The sequence below is a fragment of the Streptomyces sp. NPDC088387 genome, assembly GCF_044753385.1.
In the GTDB taxonomy this organism is placed as follows: Bacteria; Actinomycetota; Actinomycetes; order Streptomycetales; family Streptomycetaceae; genus Streptomyces.
In genome coordinates this window covers 90,126-105,858 of the sequence record NZ_JBIVNC010000021.1, presented here as the reverse complement: position 1 = coordinate 105,858, position 15,733 = coordinate 90,126, and the positions used below count along the sequence as shown (strand labels likewise).

The following is a 15,733-nucleotide window of genomic DNA, read 5'->3' as shown; positions in this document are numbered from 1 at the left end:
ACGGGGTGGCGGCGGGGGCGGCTGCGGGGCGGGCGTCTTCGGTGCTCATGGACGGGGCCTTCCTGTGCGGCGGGCAGGACTGTGTACCTGGGGCGGGCGACGGGGAGCGGCCGTGGCGCGGCGTCGGCGACCTTGAGGTCGCGGGTGATGACCTGTCAGCCGCCGATGCCCTTGATCAGCGCGGCGAGGGCCTCGACCTCGTCCGGTTCGAGATCCGTCAGCGGCGGGCGGACCGGTCCCGGGTGGTGGCCGGTGGCGGTCAGTCCGGCCTTGACGATGCTCACCGCGTACCCGCTCCTGCGGTTGCGGATCTCCGTGTACGGCAGCACGAACTCCCTCAGCATGCCCAGCACCTCCGCGTGCCGGCGCTCGCGCACCGCCCGGTAGAAGGCGAGCGCGAACTCGGGGACGAAGTTGAACAGGGCGGAGGAGTAGGTGGTGACGCCGAGTTCGAGATACGGCAGCGCGTACGTCTCGGCGGTCGGCAGGCCGCCCACGTAGGTGAGCCGCTCGCCGATCAGCGCGTACAGCCGGGTCATCGCGTCGAGATCGCCGGTGCCGTCCTTGAAGCCGATCAGGTTCGGGCAGCGCTCGACGAGCCGGGCCATCGTCTCGGGCTCGTACACGGCGTTCGCCCGGCTGTAGACGATCACGCCGAGCGAGGTGGCCCGGCACACCGCCTCGACATGCGCCGCGAGCCCCTCCTGGGACGCCTCGGTCAGATACGGCGGGAAGAGCAGCAGACCGTCGGCACCCACCCGCTCGGCGGACCGGGCCAGTTCCACGGCGGTGGCGGTGCCGTAGCCGGCCGGGGCCAGGATCGGCGTCGCGCCTCCCACGGCGTCCACTGCGGCGGCGACCACCCGCTCCACCTCGGGCAGCGTCAGCGAGAAGAACTCGCCGGTGCCGCCCGCCGCGAACAGCCCCGCCACCTCGTGGGCGCCCAGGCGCTCGATGTGCGCGCGGAAGGCGGCCTCGTCGAAGGAGTTGTCGTCGGGCCGGAAGTGCGTCACGGGAAAGGACAACAGGCCCGAACCGACACGGCGGCTCAGGTCGGCGGGCGAGTAGGCGGTCATCGCGGCGGTGCTCCCGGGGACGGGTCGGCGGGTGTGCCGACGCCGGTCACCGTCCCGCGCGACCCGCGTCACTTGTCCCGCGTGACGCTAGGAGGCGACACTCATGCACGTCCAACACCGATTCCGCATGCCACGATGCGTGTCACGCATCGCAGCGGATCCCACCCCGTGGGCGCGGGGGAGGCCGAGGAAAGGTGCCCGTCGCGTGTTCTCACTCGAACAGCTCGTCGGCTTCGTCGCGGTGGCCGAGGAGGGCCACTTCGGCCGGGCCGCGGTCCGCCTCAACATGACCCAGCCGCCGCTCAGCCGCCGCGTCCAGGCCCTGGAGCAGCAGATCGGGGTCCAGCTCCTCGACCGCTCACAGCGCGGCGTACGGCTCACCGCGGCCGGGCACAGCATGCTCGCCGACGCCCGCCGGATCCTCCAGCTCGCCGAGCGCTCGGCGCACTCCGCGCGCCGCGCGATGGCGGGCGAGACCGGCACGATCACCTTCGGCTTCACCGCCAGCTCCGGCTACGTCCATCTGGAGACCGTCCTCGCCACCGCCCGCGCCCGGCTGCCCCGCGTCGACCTCGTCCTGCGCGAGATGGTCACCTCGGCCCAGCGCGCCGCCCTGCTCGCCGGCGACCTGGACGTCGGCCTGGTCCGCCCGCCCGTGGACTCCGCGGAGCTGACCGAACTCCCCTTCGCCCGCGAGCGCCTGATCGCCGCCCTCCCCGCCCGGCACCCCCTCGCGACCCGCCCCGCCGCCCCCGACGTCCGGGACCTCGACGGCGTGCCGTTCCTGATGTACGACCCGGACGAGGCCCGCTACTTCCACGACCTGCTCCGCCGCCTCTTCCACCAGGTCGGCGCCGCCCCGGTCTATGTCCAGCACGCCAGCCAGGTCCACACCCTGCTCGCCCTCGTCGGCGCGGGCCTCGGCATCTGCCTGGTCCCCGAGGCGGCCCGCCGCCTGCACGTGGACGGCGTCGTCTTCCGCCCGGTGACCGGCATGGGCACCACCCGCGCGGACCTCCACCTGGCCTGGCGCACAGACCACGAGGGACCGGCCCTGGCGGCACTGCTGAGGGCACTGGAGTCGATGGGGGCGCTGGGGTCGGCGAGGGCGGGCGGGCTGGGAGAGGGCCCCGGCGAGGCCTAGGGCCCCGGCGAGGCCTAGGGTCCCGGGAGCAGGCCGGTCCGGACGCCTGTCCGTACGTAGTGCGCGAAGAGCGCCTCGTCCACCTCGGGCCGTACGACCCCGGTCCCGCTCAGCGCGTCCCGGGTGCTCCGCGCGTCGAAGAGGGCGCCGCCGTCCCCGCTGCCCGGCCCCGCCTCGGCCGGCAGCAGCGGCAGCAGCGGATACGCCGCGTTGCCGGGATCCGCCTCGATCACGGCCCGCCAGCGGGCCGGCGGCACCTCGGTCAGGGCATAGCCGAGGGCGCGCAGACTTCGGGCCATCGCGGCCAGCGTCGTCCGCCGCTCACTCGCGAGGTGGTACGTCGGTGACCCGCCCCCGGAGATCCGCGACAGCGCCACCACCGCCTCGGCGACGTGGTCCGCGGGCACCAGGTCGAAGGCCTCGTCCAGGTCGTGCGGGACGAGCCGCGCCTCGACGCACCCCTTCAGGAGCAGCCACAGGAAGTCGGAGGACGGGCCGAGGCCGGTCGTGGTGGACCCGGTGATGCGGGTCGGCCGGTAGACCGAGACCGGCAGCCCACGCGCGCGTGCCTGGTCGAGGAGCCGTTCGGCCGCCCATTTGCTGAGCGCGTATCCGTTGTGGTGCGCACTGCCGGGTGGCAGTGGATCGCCGGGGCGGACGGGAGCGGCCGTGGTGGGTGTGTGGACGCCGACGGTCGAGATGTGGTGCAGCGGCACCGTCCGGTGCCGGGCTGCCAGCCGCGCCACCTCACCGGTGCCGAGCACATTGGCCGCCCTCAACTGCTCGTAGGACAGGGCGAGGTTGACGGCCGCGCCCGAGTGGTAGACGGCGTCGAGCCGGCGGGCGAGGTCCGCGAAGGTGCTCTCGGACAGCCCCAGGAGCGGTGCCGCGAGATCGCCGGGCACGGCGACCACCCGCCGCGCGGACGCCTCGTCCCACAGCTCGTAGCGCTCCAGCGCGCCGCGCAGCCGCTTGTACGCCGCCGCCGGATCGTCCGCGCGCACCAGGCAGTACACGTCCGCGCGGGTCTTCGCGAGCAGCGTGTGCAGCAGATGTGCCCCGAGGAACCCGGTGGCCCCGGTGAGGAAGAGCGCCGCGGGGTCGGCCACGGACGGCCGGACCGGCGGCTCCGGCACGATGTCGGCGGCCAGGACGACGTCCGTACGGACCCGATCGGCCCCGGAGAGCCGCGAGTTGCCGCCCGTGTCGAGCAGCGCGGCCATCCGCGCCACGGTCGGCGCGGCGAGCATCGAGCCGAGCGTGAGCCGTACGCCCCACTCCTCCCGCACCCGCAGCAGCAGGCGTACGGCCAGCAGCGAGTCCCCGCCGAGGGCGAAGAAGTCCTGGTCGGACGGGACATCCGGCACTCCGAGCAACTCACTCCACACGGCGGCGAGTTGTCGTTCGACCGGGGTCGCCGCGCGGCTCCGCGGACCGTGGCTCTCCGTTCGCGGCGCGGGCAGCGCGGCCCGGTCCACCTTTCCGCTGGGGGTCAGCGGAAACGCCGGCAGCAGGACGTAGTCGGACGGCACCACGGCCTCGGGCAGCCGACGGGACAGCGCATCGCGCAACTCCCCACCGCCGACGGCCTCTTCACCCCGGCCCAGGTAGTGCACGACCAGCCGCCTGCCGCCCCCGGCCGGCTCGTACGCCGTCACCACCGCGTCGGCGACACCCGGCACCGCCTTGACCAGGGACTCGACCTCGCCGAGTTCCACCCGGTGCCCACGGATCTTCGTCTGCCCGTCGCGCCGCCCGAGGAACTCCACCCGGCCGTCGGCCAGGAAACGCCCCAGGTCACCACTGCGGTACAGCCCTCGCGCGAACCGTTCCGCGGTGAGCGCGGGCTGCCCGTGGTAGCCGAGGCCGACGCCCGGACCGCCGATGCAGATCTCGCCGGTGACACCCGGCGGCACGGGGTGGAGCCGCTCGTCCAGGACGTGGATGCGCGCCCCCGCGACGGGCCGTCCGATGCCGGGCCGGTCGGGCCAGGACGAAGCCGGACCACCCAGCCGCTCGGCGGTCACGACATGGGTCTCGGACGGACCGTACTGGTTCTCCAGTACGGCGTCGGCGCACCGCCCGAAGAACTGCCGGACGGCCGGTGTGACGAACAACTGCTCACCCGCGCACACCACTTCCCGCAGCGAGGGACACCGCCGCCCCTCCGACACCGCGAACTCGGCCAGCTGCTGAAGAGCGACGTGGGGCAGGAACAGCCGGGTCACGGAGTGCCGGTCGACGAGTGCGAGCAGCCGCTCGGGATCCCGCCGGTGTGCCTCGTCCACCAAGACGAGCGTGCCGCCTCCGGCCCAGGTGCTGAACAGCTCCTGAAAGGCCACGTCGAAACCGAGCGGCGCGAACTGCAAGGTCCTCGCGGCCGATCGGGCACCCGACCGGCCCACCTGCCAGTCGACGAGCCCGGCGAGCGTCCGGTGCGGCATCAGCACACCCTTGGGCCGCCCGGTGGAGCCGGAGGTGTAGATCATGTAGGCGGGATCGTCCGCGGAGACAGCGGAGACAGCGGAGACAGCGGAGACAGCGGGGACAGCGGAGACAGCGGGGACAGCGGAGGCAGCGGGGAGCGCGGAGGTCGGCGGCGGCTCACCGGCGCGGGGGCGCGCGTCCGTGTCCGTGTCCGTATCCGTATCCGTGTTCACGCGTACGGCCCGGACGCCCTCGGGAATCAGCCCCCGCTCCTCCTGTCGCCGGTCGGTCAGCACCACGGGCACTTCACTGTCACGGAGCATCAAGTCAACACGCTCGGGCGGGTAGTTCGGGTCGACGGGCACACAGCACCCACCCGCCTTGAGCACCGCCAGCACGGCGAGCGGCTGCCGCACGGAACGGTCCAGCAGCACACCGATCCGCCGCCCCCCGTACCCCTCCGAGATCAGCCGCGCTGCCAACACATCACTGGCGGCGTGCAGTTCGCCGTAACTCCACTCCTCCCCGCCATGGACGACGGCCGGCGCGTCGGGAGCCCGCAGGGCGGTCCGTACGAAGGCCTCGTGCACGACGGTGGGCGGTGGGACGGTCGGCCCGACGGCCCAACTGTCGAGCAACCGACGGTCGTCGGGGGTGAGGACGTCGAGGTCACCGACGGGCTGCTCGGGGTGGCCGACGGCGTCGGTGAGCAGCGCACGGAACCGCTGCGCGAGCCGCTCGGCGCTGCCGCGTGTGAAGAGATCGGTCGCGTACTCCAGCCGCCCCCGGAAACCGCCCTCCTCCGGCGTCAGATGGACGAACACGTCGAACTTCGCCGTACCCCCGTGCGGACGCAGCCGCTCGGCCGACACACCCGGAAGGGTCGGCCCCGGCGCCTCGCCGTCGTCCACGGTCAGCACCACCTGGAAGAGCGGAAAACGCGACCGCGTACGGGATGTTGCCCCGCCGAGCTGGACGAGCCTGCCGTACGGCACGTCCCGGTGGGCGACGACCGAGCGGACGGTCCGCCTTGTCCGCAGGACCAGTTCCCGGAAGGACCCGGACGGTGAGACGCGCTGCCGGAGCGGCATCAGATCGGTGAGACAGGCGACCATGGGCTCCAGCTGTGTCCCGGCGCGGCGGGACACGGGGGTCCCCAGCACCACGTCCTCCTGCCCGCTGTGCCTGCCGAGCAGTACACCCAGCGCGGCCGCGATCACCACGTACGGCGTGGCCTTGGTCTCCCGGCACAGCACCCGCAGCCGACGGCCGACCTCGGGATCCACGGCGAAGTCGACCTGGTCACCGCGCACACTGAGCGCGTCCGGGCGCGGACGGTCGACGGGGAAGGCGCACTCGGGCGGAGCGCCTTCGAGCGCGTCACGCCAGAAGTCGAGGAGCGCGTCGGCGGGCTCGGAGGCGCGCTGTGTTCGGGCGTACGGGCCGTGCTGCAAGGGTAGTTGGGGCAGACCCGGCGGCTCCTGGTGCAGAGCCGCCCGATAGAGCGCGCTGAACTCCTCGTCGAGCAGCCGCAGCGACCAGCCGTCCACCACCGCGTGATGTACGGCGACGGCGAGCACGGAGTCGTCCGTGCCGAGGTCGAGCAACTCGGCATGCAGCAGGGGTGGTTGGTCGAGTGGTACCGGCCGGGAGACGGCCGCGCGCAGCGCCTGGGGCAGCCGTTCGGGTGTCGTCCGCCGTCTGGTCAGTGGTACGTCCATCGGTGGCAGTACGTCCTGTACGGGCCGGCCGTCGGCGAAGTGCAGGCGGCTGCGCAGGGACTCGTGTCTGCGGACGATGCCGTTCAGCGCGGCTCGCACCGCGGTGACGTCGAGGGGGCCTCGTAGGCGGTACACCCAGTTCTCGACGTAGGCCGAGGGGCCGTCGGTCGCCTGGTCCCTGAGCCAGATGCCTTCCTGCTCGTGGGACATGGGGTACCGCGCCGATATGCCGGGCGGCTCGGCTCCGTCACCGGGTGGAGGGGCCATCAGGGGCTCCTGGGCGCGGCGGGGGACGTGGCCGGCGTCTCCGACGGTGTCCGCACGCGTGCGGACAGCTCCGACAGCGCGCTGTGCGACACCTTGCCGTTGGCGGTCAGCGGGAAGGCGTCGAGGCGCTGGACCGTGTGCGGGAGGAGGTACCGGGGGAGCCGGGCCCGCAACTCCCGCCGCACGTCGGCGGCCGACAGTTCCCGGTCGTCCACCCCGCTGCCGAGGGCGTAGAACAGGGCGAGCCGGACGCCACCGCCGTCTTCTCTCGGTACGGCCACGACCGCGCAGTCCCGCACCCCGCCGATCCGCCGGCAGACCGCCTCGATCTCCTCGGGCTCCACCCGATGCCCGGAGACCTTGACCTGCCGGTCCCGGCGCCCCCGGAAGTGCAGCACACCGTCGGCGTCAAGAAACCCCAGGTCACCGGTGTGATAGACGTGCCGGGGCCGCCCTTCGACCGGCACGGTGGTGAACCGCTCGGCGGTCAGCAGCGGATCCCCGAGATACCCGATCGCCAGCCCGTCCCCGGCCACACAGATCTCCCCGTCCAGTACGTGGATCTCCGTCCCGGGGACCGGACGCCCGAGCGGCACCCCCGTACCGCCCTCGCAGTCGCGCGGTTCGATCCGGTGGGTGGAGGAGAACACACAACTCTCCACCGGGCCGTAGCAGTTGGTCAGCCGAATGCCCGGGTGCCGGTCGAGGAAACGGCGGGCGAGTGCGGGCGAGAGGCGTTCGCCGCCGGTGAGCAGCGACCGCATTCCGGCGAAGCAGTCGATGTCCTCCTCCACGAAGAGATGGAAGAGGGCGGTGGTCAGGAACGCGGTGTCGACACCCGACTCCCGCACCAGGGCACGCAGCCGTGCGGGCATCGGATGATCGGTGCCCGCGAGGACGCAGGTGCCGCCGGTCGCGAGCGTCCCCCACACCTCCAGCGAGAACGCGTCCCAGGCGACCGGCGCGGCCTGCAACACGACCTGCCCGGGACCCCACCAGTCGGTGGGCTCCGCGAACAACCGGGTCGTCGCCCGATGCGGAGACACCACGGCCCGCGATCTGCCGGAGGTTCCGGAGGTGAAGAAGACGGTGGCGGGGTCGGCGCCGGTGACATCGTTGCCGGGGAGCGGCGGTCCGGCGGGCGGAGTCACCTCCAGGTCGGGGGAGGCGGGGGCCCATGTCGGGACGGTCGCGCCCGAAGCGTCACCGGGTGCGGGTGAACGGGCGACGAGTACGGGTGGCCGTAGCGCGTCGAGGAGTTCGAGGACCCGGGCCCGCGGCCAGCGCTGGTCGACGGCCGCGTACGCGGCACCGCACTTGAGCACACTGAGCAGGACCGCGATCAGCTGCGCCGAACGCGGCAGCGCGACGGGCACGTAACTGCCGTGGGTCACCCCGTACTTCCGCAGCACGGTGGCGTAGGCGTCCGCGGCCGCCTCCAACTGCCCGTAGGTGACGCGCTCCTGGCCGTGGACGACGGCGAGGGCGTCGGGACGGCCGGCGGCCCGGACGGCGACGGCCTCGTGAATCAAGGGGAGGGGACTCATGCCGGTCCCTTGTGCTGTGCCGTGGCGCCCGCCCGGGCCACGGCCTGCGCGAAATCGCCCAGCGAGTCGCTGTCCAGGAGGAGTTCGGGGTCGACGGCGAACCCCAGGTCACGCTCCAGCCGTACACAGACGCGCATGGCCTGGAGGGAGGAGCCGCCGAAGTCGTAGAAGCTGTCGCCGGCTTCCACGTGGTTGATGCCGAGTACGTCCTTGACGACGTCCAGCACGAGGGGCTCGACGGACGGCACGGCCACTCCTTCCCACGATCCAGGCCCTTGGATCCGAGCCCATCGTGACATGGATCGGCACCCCGACGGCAGGCGACACCGGTTCGAACAGTGTCGTCGGACACCGGTTCATGTAGTGTCGCTGGAAGAGCGGCTTCTGGACGTGTTGTCGGAGAGTGAGGCTTCGTATGCGTGCTGTCGTGGTGCAGAAGTTCGGCGGGCCGGAGGCCCTGGAACTCCGTGAGGTTCCCGACCCGGTCCCCGGGCCCGGCGAGGTTGTGATCGCGGTCGAGGCCGCGGGGGTCAACCGGGCCGACGTCCTGGCCCGCGCCGGCCGCTACCACCGCGCGGGGCCGCCTCCGCTCCGCCTCGGCCTCGAGGGCGCCGGGACGGTGACCGCGGTCGCCGACGGGGTCTCGGACGTGGCCGTGGGGCAGCGGGTGGTGGCCACCGGCGCGACCAACGCGCCCGGCTTCTACGCGGAGCGGGTCGCGGTGCCCGCGGCGGCGGTGGTGGCCGTTCCTGACGACGTGCCGCTCACCGCCGCCGCGGCTCTTCCGACCGCGGGGCTGTCGGCCTGGTACACCCTGCACCGGCTGGCCGACCTGCGGCGCGGCGAGACGGTCCTCATCCACGCGGGTGCGAGCGGGGTCGGCAGTCTCGCCGTCCAGATCGCGGCGGACCTCGGCGCGACGGTGATCGCGACCGCCGGCTCCGAGAGCAAGCGGGAGTGGGTCGGGTCGCTCGGGGCCGAGCACGTACTGGACTCGCGCGAGCTCTCCGGCGAGGAGCGCGTGGAGCGGATCCGCGAGCTCACGGACGGCCGGGGTGTCCAGGTGGCGCTCGACCTCGTCGGCGGCGACGCCTTCAGTGAGAGCCTGCGCGGCCTCGCCCGCAACGGACGGGTCGTCGCGATGGCCAACGTGGCCCTCCAGCCCAGCACGATCGACACGCGGGACTTCTACACGAAGAACGCCCGCATCCACGGATTCCAGATCACCGGCCTGATCGAGGACGGCTACGACCCGCGCGAGGACCTCGCCGAACTCCTCTCCCGCGTGGCCCGCGGAAGCTTGACCGTGCCGATCGACGCCACGTTCGACCTCGGCGAGGCGCCCGCGGCCCATACGCATCTGGAGCAGCGCGCGAATCTGGGGAAGACCGTCCTCACGGTCCGAGAGGCCTGAGCGCGCCCGGAGCCCTGCCCTACCCCCACCGGCGGTCGACACCGGATGAGCCGGTGTTCGGACGGTAGGCTGGGGCCATGGCTTCAGGTGATGGCGGATCCAAGGTGTTGGCCGCGGGCGACCCCCGGATGGCGTTCCCCTTCCTGGGCGGGCGCCTCTGCCTGAACTTCGTCGGCACGCTCGGTATGCGGTACACCGACCGTCTGGACCGCCTCCCGGACGGCCCGGCCCTGGCCCGCTGGGTCGCCGAGGCCGGCCTCGGCGACGGCGTCGACGGTACGGCGCTCACACCGCGGGACCTGCACCGGGCCCGGGAGTTGCGCGAGGCCGTGTACCGGCTGGTCGACCACGCCCGGCGCGGCCTCCCGGTCGACCACGCCGACGTCGTACACGTCAACGAGGCGGCGGCGCACCAGCCGCCGACACCCCAACTGGCCGCGCGGGAGGGCGGGCTGAGCGTGCGGTGGGCGGCCGACGACGTGGTCCCCGCCGTACTGGCGTCCGTCGCCCGCGACGCCGTGGCCCTCGTCGGCGGCCCCCTGCTGGGGAAGGTCAAGGAGTGCGAGCGTGCGGAGTGTTCGCTGCTGTTCCTCGACGAGTCCCAGGCGGGACGCAGGCGTTGGTGTTCGATGCAGCGCTGCGGAAACCTGGCGAAAATCGCCGGATACCGCTCCAGGCGACAGGGCTGACGAGTAACGGCTGGACTGGCTGGGAGTCGCAGGGTCGGCGAGAAGCGGCCGGGCCGGCGGAGAGTCGCAGGACTGACGAAGAGCGACACGGCTGACCAAGGGCGGTGGCGCTGGTGAAAACCCAGAAGCGCCCCCGGCAGGACTCGAACCTGCGGCCAAGCGCTTAGAAGGCGCCTGCTCTATCCACTGAGCTACGGGGGCCTGGTGTGGCCTCTGTCGTGGTGCCCGGGTGCGGGCGGATCCGTGACGTTGCCGGAGACAAGGATAAAGCTCCGCGTTCCTTGTCCCTGTTGCTTCGCCTCCGTGGCTCAATGTGGAGGTTCGGTGAAGCGGTCCTGATAATCGCAGGCAGGTACGAATCGTGCACCGCTTTTGGCGTCTTGCGCCCCGGGTGTTGTGCACTCGTTATGCCTCGCTTGCGGCCATGTCCCGGTCGCACCTTGCGTCCCTTGTGTCCTATCGGCACGCAGACATGCTCATATGCTTCAGAATTCCCCTAAAATTGGGCATTCTTCGCATGTGGTGACCTTGGACGTACGGCCTCAGCTGCTCGACGCACTCTCCGCCCTGCGCGACCGTGTCGCCTCCGCACGCTTCCCGCTGCCTCTGGCGGGGGCGCCACGCGCGCGTGCCAACCGCGACGAACTGCTCGCCCAGCTGGACGACTATCTGGTGCCCCGGCTGAGAGAGCCCGACGCACCACTGCTGGCCGTCATCGGGGGGTCCACCGGCGCCGGCAAGTCGACGCTCGTCAACTCCCTCGTGGGGCGGCGCGTCAGCGAGGCCGGTGTGTTGCGACCCACCACACGGACGCCGGTTCTTGTGTGCCATCCGGAGGACCATCACTGGTTCAGCGGGATGCGGGTACTGCCCGAGCTGGCCCGTGTCTGGATGCCCCCGCAGGAGGCCGAGGACGATCTGCTGCTCCCGGGCGCGGACCCCGCGCGTGTCCTGCGCATCGAGACCGCCGAAACGCTTCCGCCCGGCCTCGCCCTGCTCGACGCCCCCGACATCGACTCCCTCGTCGCCGACAACCGGGTCCTCGCCGCCCAGCTGATCTGCGCCGCCGACATCTGGGTGATGGTCACCACGGCCGCGCGCTACGCCGACGCCGTGCCCTGGCACCTGCTGCGCACCGCCAAGGAGTACCGGGCCACGCTGGTCACGGTCCTCGACCGCGTACCCCACCAGGTGGTCTCCGAGGTGTCCCGGCAGTACGGCGCCCTGCTCACCAAGGCCGGACTCGGCGACGTGCCCCGCTTCACCGTCCCCGAGCTGCCCGAGTCGGCCTGGGGCGGCGGGCTGCTCCCGGCCACCGCGGTGGCGCCGCTGCGCGCCTGGCTCGTCCACCAGGCCCAGGACCCGGCCGCCCGGCAGTCCTCCATGGCCCGCACGGCGTACGGCGTCCTCGACTCGCTCAAGGCCCGCATGCCCGAGCTGGCCGGGGCCGCCGCGGCCCAGTACGCGGCCGCCCTGCGGCTCACCTCCGCCGTCGACAGCGCCTACGACAGCGAGCACGCGCGCGTACGGGGCCGGTTGCAGGCCGGTGCGGTACTCGCCGGGGACGCCCTCAAGCGCTGGCGGGCCTTCCCGCTCGACTGCTCCGCCGCCGAACTCCTCGACGCGCTCGTGGAGAGCCTCAGCGAGCTTCTGGTCTGCGCCGTGACCGCCGCCGACGAACGCGTCGACGAGTCCTGGCGCCGCGAGCCCGCCGCGGAGGCGCCCGAACTGGGCCGGCGCGACACGTCACCCGAGACCGCCGAGCACCGGATCGGGATGGCCGTACGACGCTGGCGGCGCGAGCTGGAGGAGTACGCCGAGGACGAGGTCCGCGACCTCGACCGCAATGTCGCGCCCGACACCGAGGTGATCGCCGCACTGGTCGCCACGGCGCTGCTCGGCGGTCGCCGGGCCCGTACGGCGGGCGAGGGACTCGCCGAGCGCATCGGGGCCCACGGCGCGCTGCGGCTGCGTGACCGCGGCGGACGGCTCCTCGGCGAACACCTCGACCGCGTGATGCACACCGAACGCGAACGCCGCCTCGCCCCACTGGACGCGCTCGACGTCCATCCCGAACCCCAGGCCGAACTCATCGCCGCGCTGTCCGTACTTCAGAAGGAGAGGTGACCGGTGACTGCCGTCACTGACCAGGACCCCACCGACGACGGCGCCGGAGTCGACGAGGACGTCTCACCCACGGAGGGGAAGTCCCGTATGAGCATGGAAAAGAACTCCCGCGCGGAAGCGAAGTCCCGCCCGGAGGAACCGACGACCCGTACCCGTTCCTGGGCCCGCACCCAGAAACCGGCCACGGAACACCCGACCCGCTCACGCGCGAAAACCCGCACCGAGGACCCCGTCCGGACGGGGTCCGGGAAGCGGGGGGAGGAGGCGGGGCGTACGGAGGACTCCGGGGGGACGGCGACGGGGACGAAGGGGAGTGCGGATTCCGCGCGGGTGGCTTCCAGGAAGCGTGAACGTGTGCGGGAGCCGCAGGGGGAACTCCAGGAGGAACTGGAGCCGGCGCTCGATCAGGCGGCCTCCGGCGATACGGCGTCGGAGGGCGCGGGCGGGACGGCGGTCGAATCCCCTGAGCGGGAGGCGCCCCGCGCGGAGGAGAAAGTCTCGGGGAGCGATGGGGAGGGCGCTCCGCGCGGTGACCGGTCCCGTACGGACGAGTCGGCTCGCGGCGATGACTCCGCGCGGGAGGGGGTGTCCCGTACGGGTGACGCCTCCCAGGGGGAGAACACGGCCGCCGGCGCCTCCTCCTCTCGGGACGACCGTCCCCACGTGGACGAACGGTCCCGCGAGGAACAACCTCCCCGCGCGGAACGACCTCCCCGCGAGGAACGGCCTCTCCGCGAGGAACGCCCTGCCCGGGAGGAACGACTTCTCCGTGAGGAACGGCCTCCCCGGGAGGAACAGCCTGCGCGCACGGAGCAGCCTCCCCGCGCGGAGCGCCCTTCTCGCGCCGAGCAGCCTCTCCGTGCGGATGAGACCTCCGACGCTGAACTGCCCTCCCGCGTGGAGCAGCGTCCCCGTGCTGAACTGCCCTCCCGCGTGGAGCAGCGTCCCCGTGCTGAACAGCCCGCCCGCCCGGAGCAGCCATCCCGCGCGGAGCAGCCTCCCCACGCGGAACAGCCCTCCCGCCCGGAGAAGCCGACCCGCGCGGAACAGCCCTCCCGCGCGGAGCAGCCTCCCCGGGCGGAACAGCCCTCCCGCGCGGAACAGCCCTCCCGCCCGGAGCGGCCTTCTCGTGCTGAGATGCCTCCCCGTGCCGAGATGCCTCCCCGTGCCGAACAGCCTCGCCGTGCCGAACAGCCCGTCCGCGCGGAGCGGTCCCGGGCCGGGGAGTTGCCCCGCGCGGAGGACGCCCCGCAGACCCCGCCCCGCGCGGAGCGGTCCCGTATCGGCGAGCGGGTGCGCGAAGAAGAAGCGCCCCGCGCGGACCGCACCCGACCCGGCGTGCGGCCCCGCTGGGAGGACCTGCCCCGGCCGGAAAAGCCCGGTGCCGGTGCCGCGTACGGACGCCGTGCCGACGCCCGTACGGACGACACCCCCACGGACGGTCGGCCGGAGTCGGACGGGCCCGCGTGGGACGACGGGCTCATCGCGCGGCGGGTGAACGAGGACGAGACCCCCGAACCCGCCACCCCCGTGGTCGTCGAACCACGGATCCCCGGCGCGCAGCCGGTGATGCCCCTGGCGTTCGACGGCCCCCTGCGCTCGCGCCTCGACGCGCTGCGCGAACTCGTGGGACTCTCCCGCACCCGCCTCGACAGCCGGACGCTGGCGGAGGCGGGCCGCGTACTGGACGAGGCGGCGGCCCGGCGCAGGCTGTCCGGGCAGCACACCGTCGTCGCCATCGCGGGCGCGACCGGCAGCGGAAAGTCGCAGCTGTTCAACTCGCTGGCCGGCGTGACGATCTCGGAGACGGGCGTACGACGGCCCACGACGTCGTCGCCCATCGCGTGCAGCTGGAGCGACGGCGCGGCGAGCCTCATCGACCGGCTCGGCATCCCGGGCCGGCTGCGCCGCAGGCCGATGCACAACGCGGAGGCCGAGGCCCAGCTGCGCGGGCTCGTCCTGGTCGACCTGCCCGACCTGGACTCGGCGGCCGTGGCGCACCGCGAGCAGGCGGACCGGGTGCTCGCGCTGGTCGACGCGGTGATCTGGGTCGTCGACCCGGAGAAGTACGCCGACGCGGTCCTGCACGAGCGTTATCTGCGGCCGATGGCGGGCCACGCGGAGGTCATGTTCGTCGTCCTCAACCAGACCGACCGGCTGCCCGGCGAGGCCACCGAGCAGGTCCTGGACGATCTGCGCCGGCTGCTGGACGAGGACGGGATGGCGCTGGGGGAGTACGGCGAACCCGGCGCGAACGTCCTCGCCCTCTCCGCACTGACCGGCGACGGTGTGGGCGAACTGCGCGAGGCGCTGGGTCAGTTCGTGGCCGAGCGAGGCGCCGCGGCGCGCCGTATCTCCGCCGACATGGACGCCGCCGCGGCCCGGCTGCGGCCCGTCTACGCGACGGGGCGGCGCGCCGGGCTCAGTGAGGAGGCGCGGGACGAGTTCTCCGCGCGGCTCGCGGACTCGGTCGGCGCGACGGCCGCGGGCGAGGCCGCCGAACGCGCGTGGCTGCGCAACGCCAACCGCGCGTGCGGCACGCCGTGGCTGCGGCTGTGGCGCTGGTACCAGGACCGGGGCGAGCCGCCGACGGGCCGGCTGCCGCTCCGCGCGCAGGCAGACGAGGAGGCCACCGCGCGCCAGCGGGTCGAGCAGGCCGTACGGCTGGTCGCCGACCGCGCGTCGGCGGGGCTGCCCGCGCCCTGGGCGCTTGCGGTGCGCGAGGCGGCGGCACGCGGCTCGCACGGCCTGCCGGAGGCGCTGGACGATCTCGCCACGCGCGCGGGACTGCCACCGGGCCGCCCGCCGAGGCCGGGCTGGTGGCCGGTCGCCGTGTTCGCCCAGGCGTGTATGACGATCCTTCAGATTGTCGGCGGTCTGTGGCTGGTGGGCCAGATCTGCGGCTTTATGGCGCCGAACCTGGGAGTGCCGGTCCTGCTGATGGTGATCGGCATCGTCGGCGGCCCGATCGTGGAGTGGAGCTGCCGTCTGGCGGCCCGCGGTCCGGCCAGACGCTACGGCCTGGACGCGGAACGCCGGCTGCGGGAGGCGGCGGCGGGCTGCGGCCGGGCCCGCGTACTGGACCCGGTGGCCGCGGAACTGCTCCGCTACCGGGAGGTCCGGGAGCAGTACGCACAGGTGGTCGGCGTGGGAGGCGGCTGAACCGGAACCACCCCTTCGGGTGGCGGAGTTTTCCACAGGCGGACGGCGGTCCACAGCGACCGGCGGACCGTCGGCAGACGCAGGCACTCTGAGTCCACGGCGACCACCACGGAACCGGTCGCCGTGGACTCAGCCGTACGGGACGGGCCCGTGGGCGTT

9 protein-coding genes and 1 tRNA gene are annotated in these 15,733 nt (G+C 73.2%); 5 read left to right on the top strand and 5 right to left on the bottom strand.

From position 1 onward, the window contains the following. Positions 1–155 precede the first annotated feature (155 nt). Positions 156–1,076 (bottom strand): 5-dehydro-4-deoxyglucarate dehydratase, encoded by a 921-nt coding sequence (kdgD, locus tag ACIQAC_RS37705; protein ID WP_402199591.1) that lies wholly within the window; start codon positions 1,074–1,076, stop codon positions 156–158. Positions 1,077–1,281: 205 nt separating this feature from the next. On the opposite strand from kdgD, the gene ACIQAC_RS37700 reads away from it, so the two are divergent. Next, entirely contained in the window at positions 1,282–2,220 is a 939-nt protein-coding gene (locus tag ACIQAC_RS37700) for a LysR substrate-binding domain-containing protein (RefSeq protein ID WP_402199588.1), read from the top strand. 14 nt (positions 2,221–2,234) lie between these two features. On the opposite strand, the gene ACIQAC_RS37695 is transcribed toward ACIQAC_RS37700, so the two are convergent. The 3 genes from ACIQAC_RS37695 to ACIQAC_RS37685 are packed head-to-tail and all read right to left on the bottom strand — an operon-like array spanning position 2,235 to position 8,430. Then, on the bottom strand, positions 2,235–6,635 hold the full coding sequence (locus tag ACIQAC_RS37695; RefSeq protein WP_402199586.1) for an amino acid adenylation domain-containing protein: 4,401 nt from the start codon (positions 6,633–6,635) through the stop codon (positions 2,235–2,237). Continuing rightward, positions 6,635–8,182, bottom strand: coding sequence for an AMP-binding protein (locus tag ACIQAC_RS37690; RefSeq protein WP_402199584.1), 1,548 nt, complete (start codon positions 8,180–8,182; stop codon positions 6,635–6,637). The genes ACIQAC_RS37695 and ACIQAC_RS37690 overlap by 1 nt, the downstream gene beginning before the upstream one ends. Beyond that, the gene (locus ACIQAC_RS37685) at positions 8,179–8,430 is read right to left on the bottom strand and encodes an acyl carrier protein (protein ID WP_402199581.1); all 252 of its coding nucleotides are present in this window, start codon (positions 8,428–8,430) and stop codon (positions 8,179–8,181) included. The genes ACIQAC_RS37690 and ACIQAC_RS37685 overlap by 4 nt, the downstream gene beginning before the upstream one ends. Before the next feature lie 167 nt (positions 8,431–8,597). On the opposite strand from ACIQAC_RS37685, the gene ACIQAC_RS37680 reads away from it, so the two are divergent. Then, positions 8,598–9,596 (top strand): zinc-binding alcohol dehydrogenase family protein, encoded by a 999-nt coding sequence (locus ACIQAC_RS37680; RefSeq protein WP_402199578.1) that lies wholly within the window; start codon positions 8,598–8,600, stop codon positions 9,594–9,596. Between the two features lie 77 nt (positions 9,597–9,673). Continuing rightward, positions 9,674–10,285, top strand: coding sequence for a CGNR zinc finger domain-containing protein (locus ACIQAC_RS37675; RefSeq protein WP_402199575.1), 612 nt, complete (start codon positions 9,674–9,676; stop codon positions 10,283–10,285). 128 nt (positions 10,286–10,413) lie between these two features. Here the strand turns inward: ACIQAC_RS37675 and ACIQAC_RS37670 are convergent. Continuing rightward, positions 10,414–10,486, bottom strand: a tRNA-Arg gene (locus ACIQAC_RS37670). A gap of 318 nt (positions 10,487–10,804) precedes the next feature. Here ACIQAC_RS37670 and ACIQAC_RS37665 point away from each other — a divergent pair. Together ACIQAC_RS37665 and ACIQAC_RS37660 are read left to right on the top strand one after the other, a co-directional pair. Beyond that, positions 10,805–12,412 carry a dynamin family protein gene (locus ACIQAC_RS37665; protein ID WP_402199573.1) on the top strand — a complete coding sequence of 536 codons (1,608 nt, stop codon included), beginning with the start codon at positions 10,805–10,807 and terminating at the stop codon, positions 12,410–12,412. Between the two features lie 1,137 nt (positions 12,413–13,549). Then, positions 13,550–15,574, top strand: coding sequence for a GTPase (locus tag ACIQAC_RS37660; RefSeq protein WP_402199571.1), 2,025 nt, complete (start codon positions 13,550–13,552; stop codon positions 15,572–15,574). Positions 15,575–15,733: the final 159 nt, after the last annotated feature.

What these genes read in the sequence shown, in the direction of transcription:
- kdgD (WP_402199591.1), bottom strand. Translation starts at nt 1,076, where the DNA reads ATGACCGCCTACTCGCCCGCCGACCTGAGCCGCCGTGTCGGTTCGGGC.
- ACIQAC_RS37695 (WP_402199586.1), bottom strand. Translation starts at nt 6,635, where the DNA reads ATGGCCCCTCCACCCGGTGACGGAGCCGAGCCGCCCGGCATATCGGCG.
- ACIQAC_RS37690 (WP_402199584.1), bottom strand. Translation starts at nt 8,182, where the DNA reads ATGAGTCCCCTCCCCTTGATTCACGAGGCCGTCGCCGTCCGGGCCGCC.
- ACIQAC_RS37680 (WP_402199578.1), top strand. Translation starts at nt 8,598, where the DNA reads ATGCGTGCTGTCGTGGTGCAGAAGTTCGGCGGGCCGGAGGCCCTGGAA.
- ACIQAC_RS37675 (WP_402199575.1), top strand. Translation starts at nt 9,674, where the DNA reads ATGGCTTCAGGTGATGGCGGATCCAAGGTGTTGGCCGCGGGCGACCCC.
- ACIQAC_RS37660 (WP_402199571.1), top strand. Translation starts at nt 13,550, where the DNA reads ATGCCTCCCCGTGCCGAGATGCCTCCCCGTGCCGAACAGCCTCGCCGT.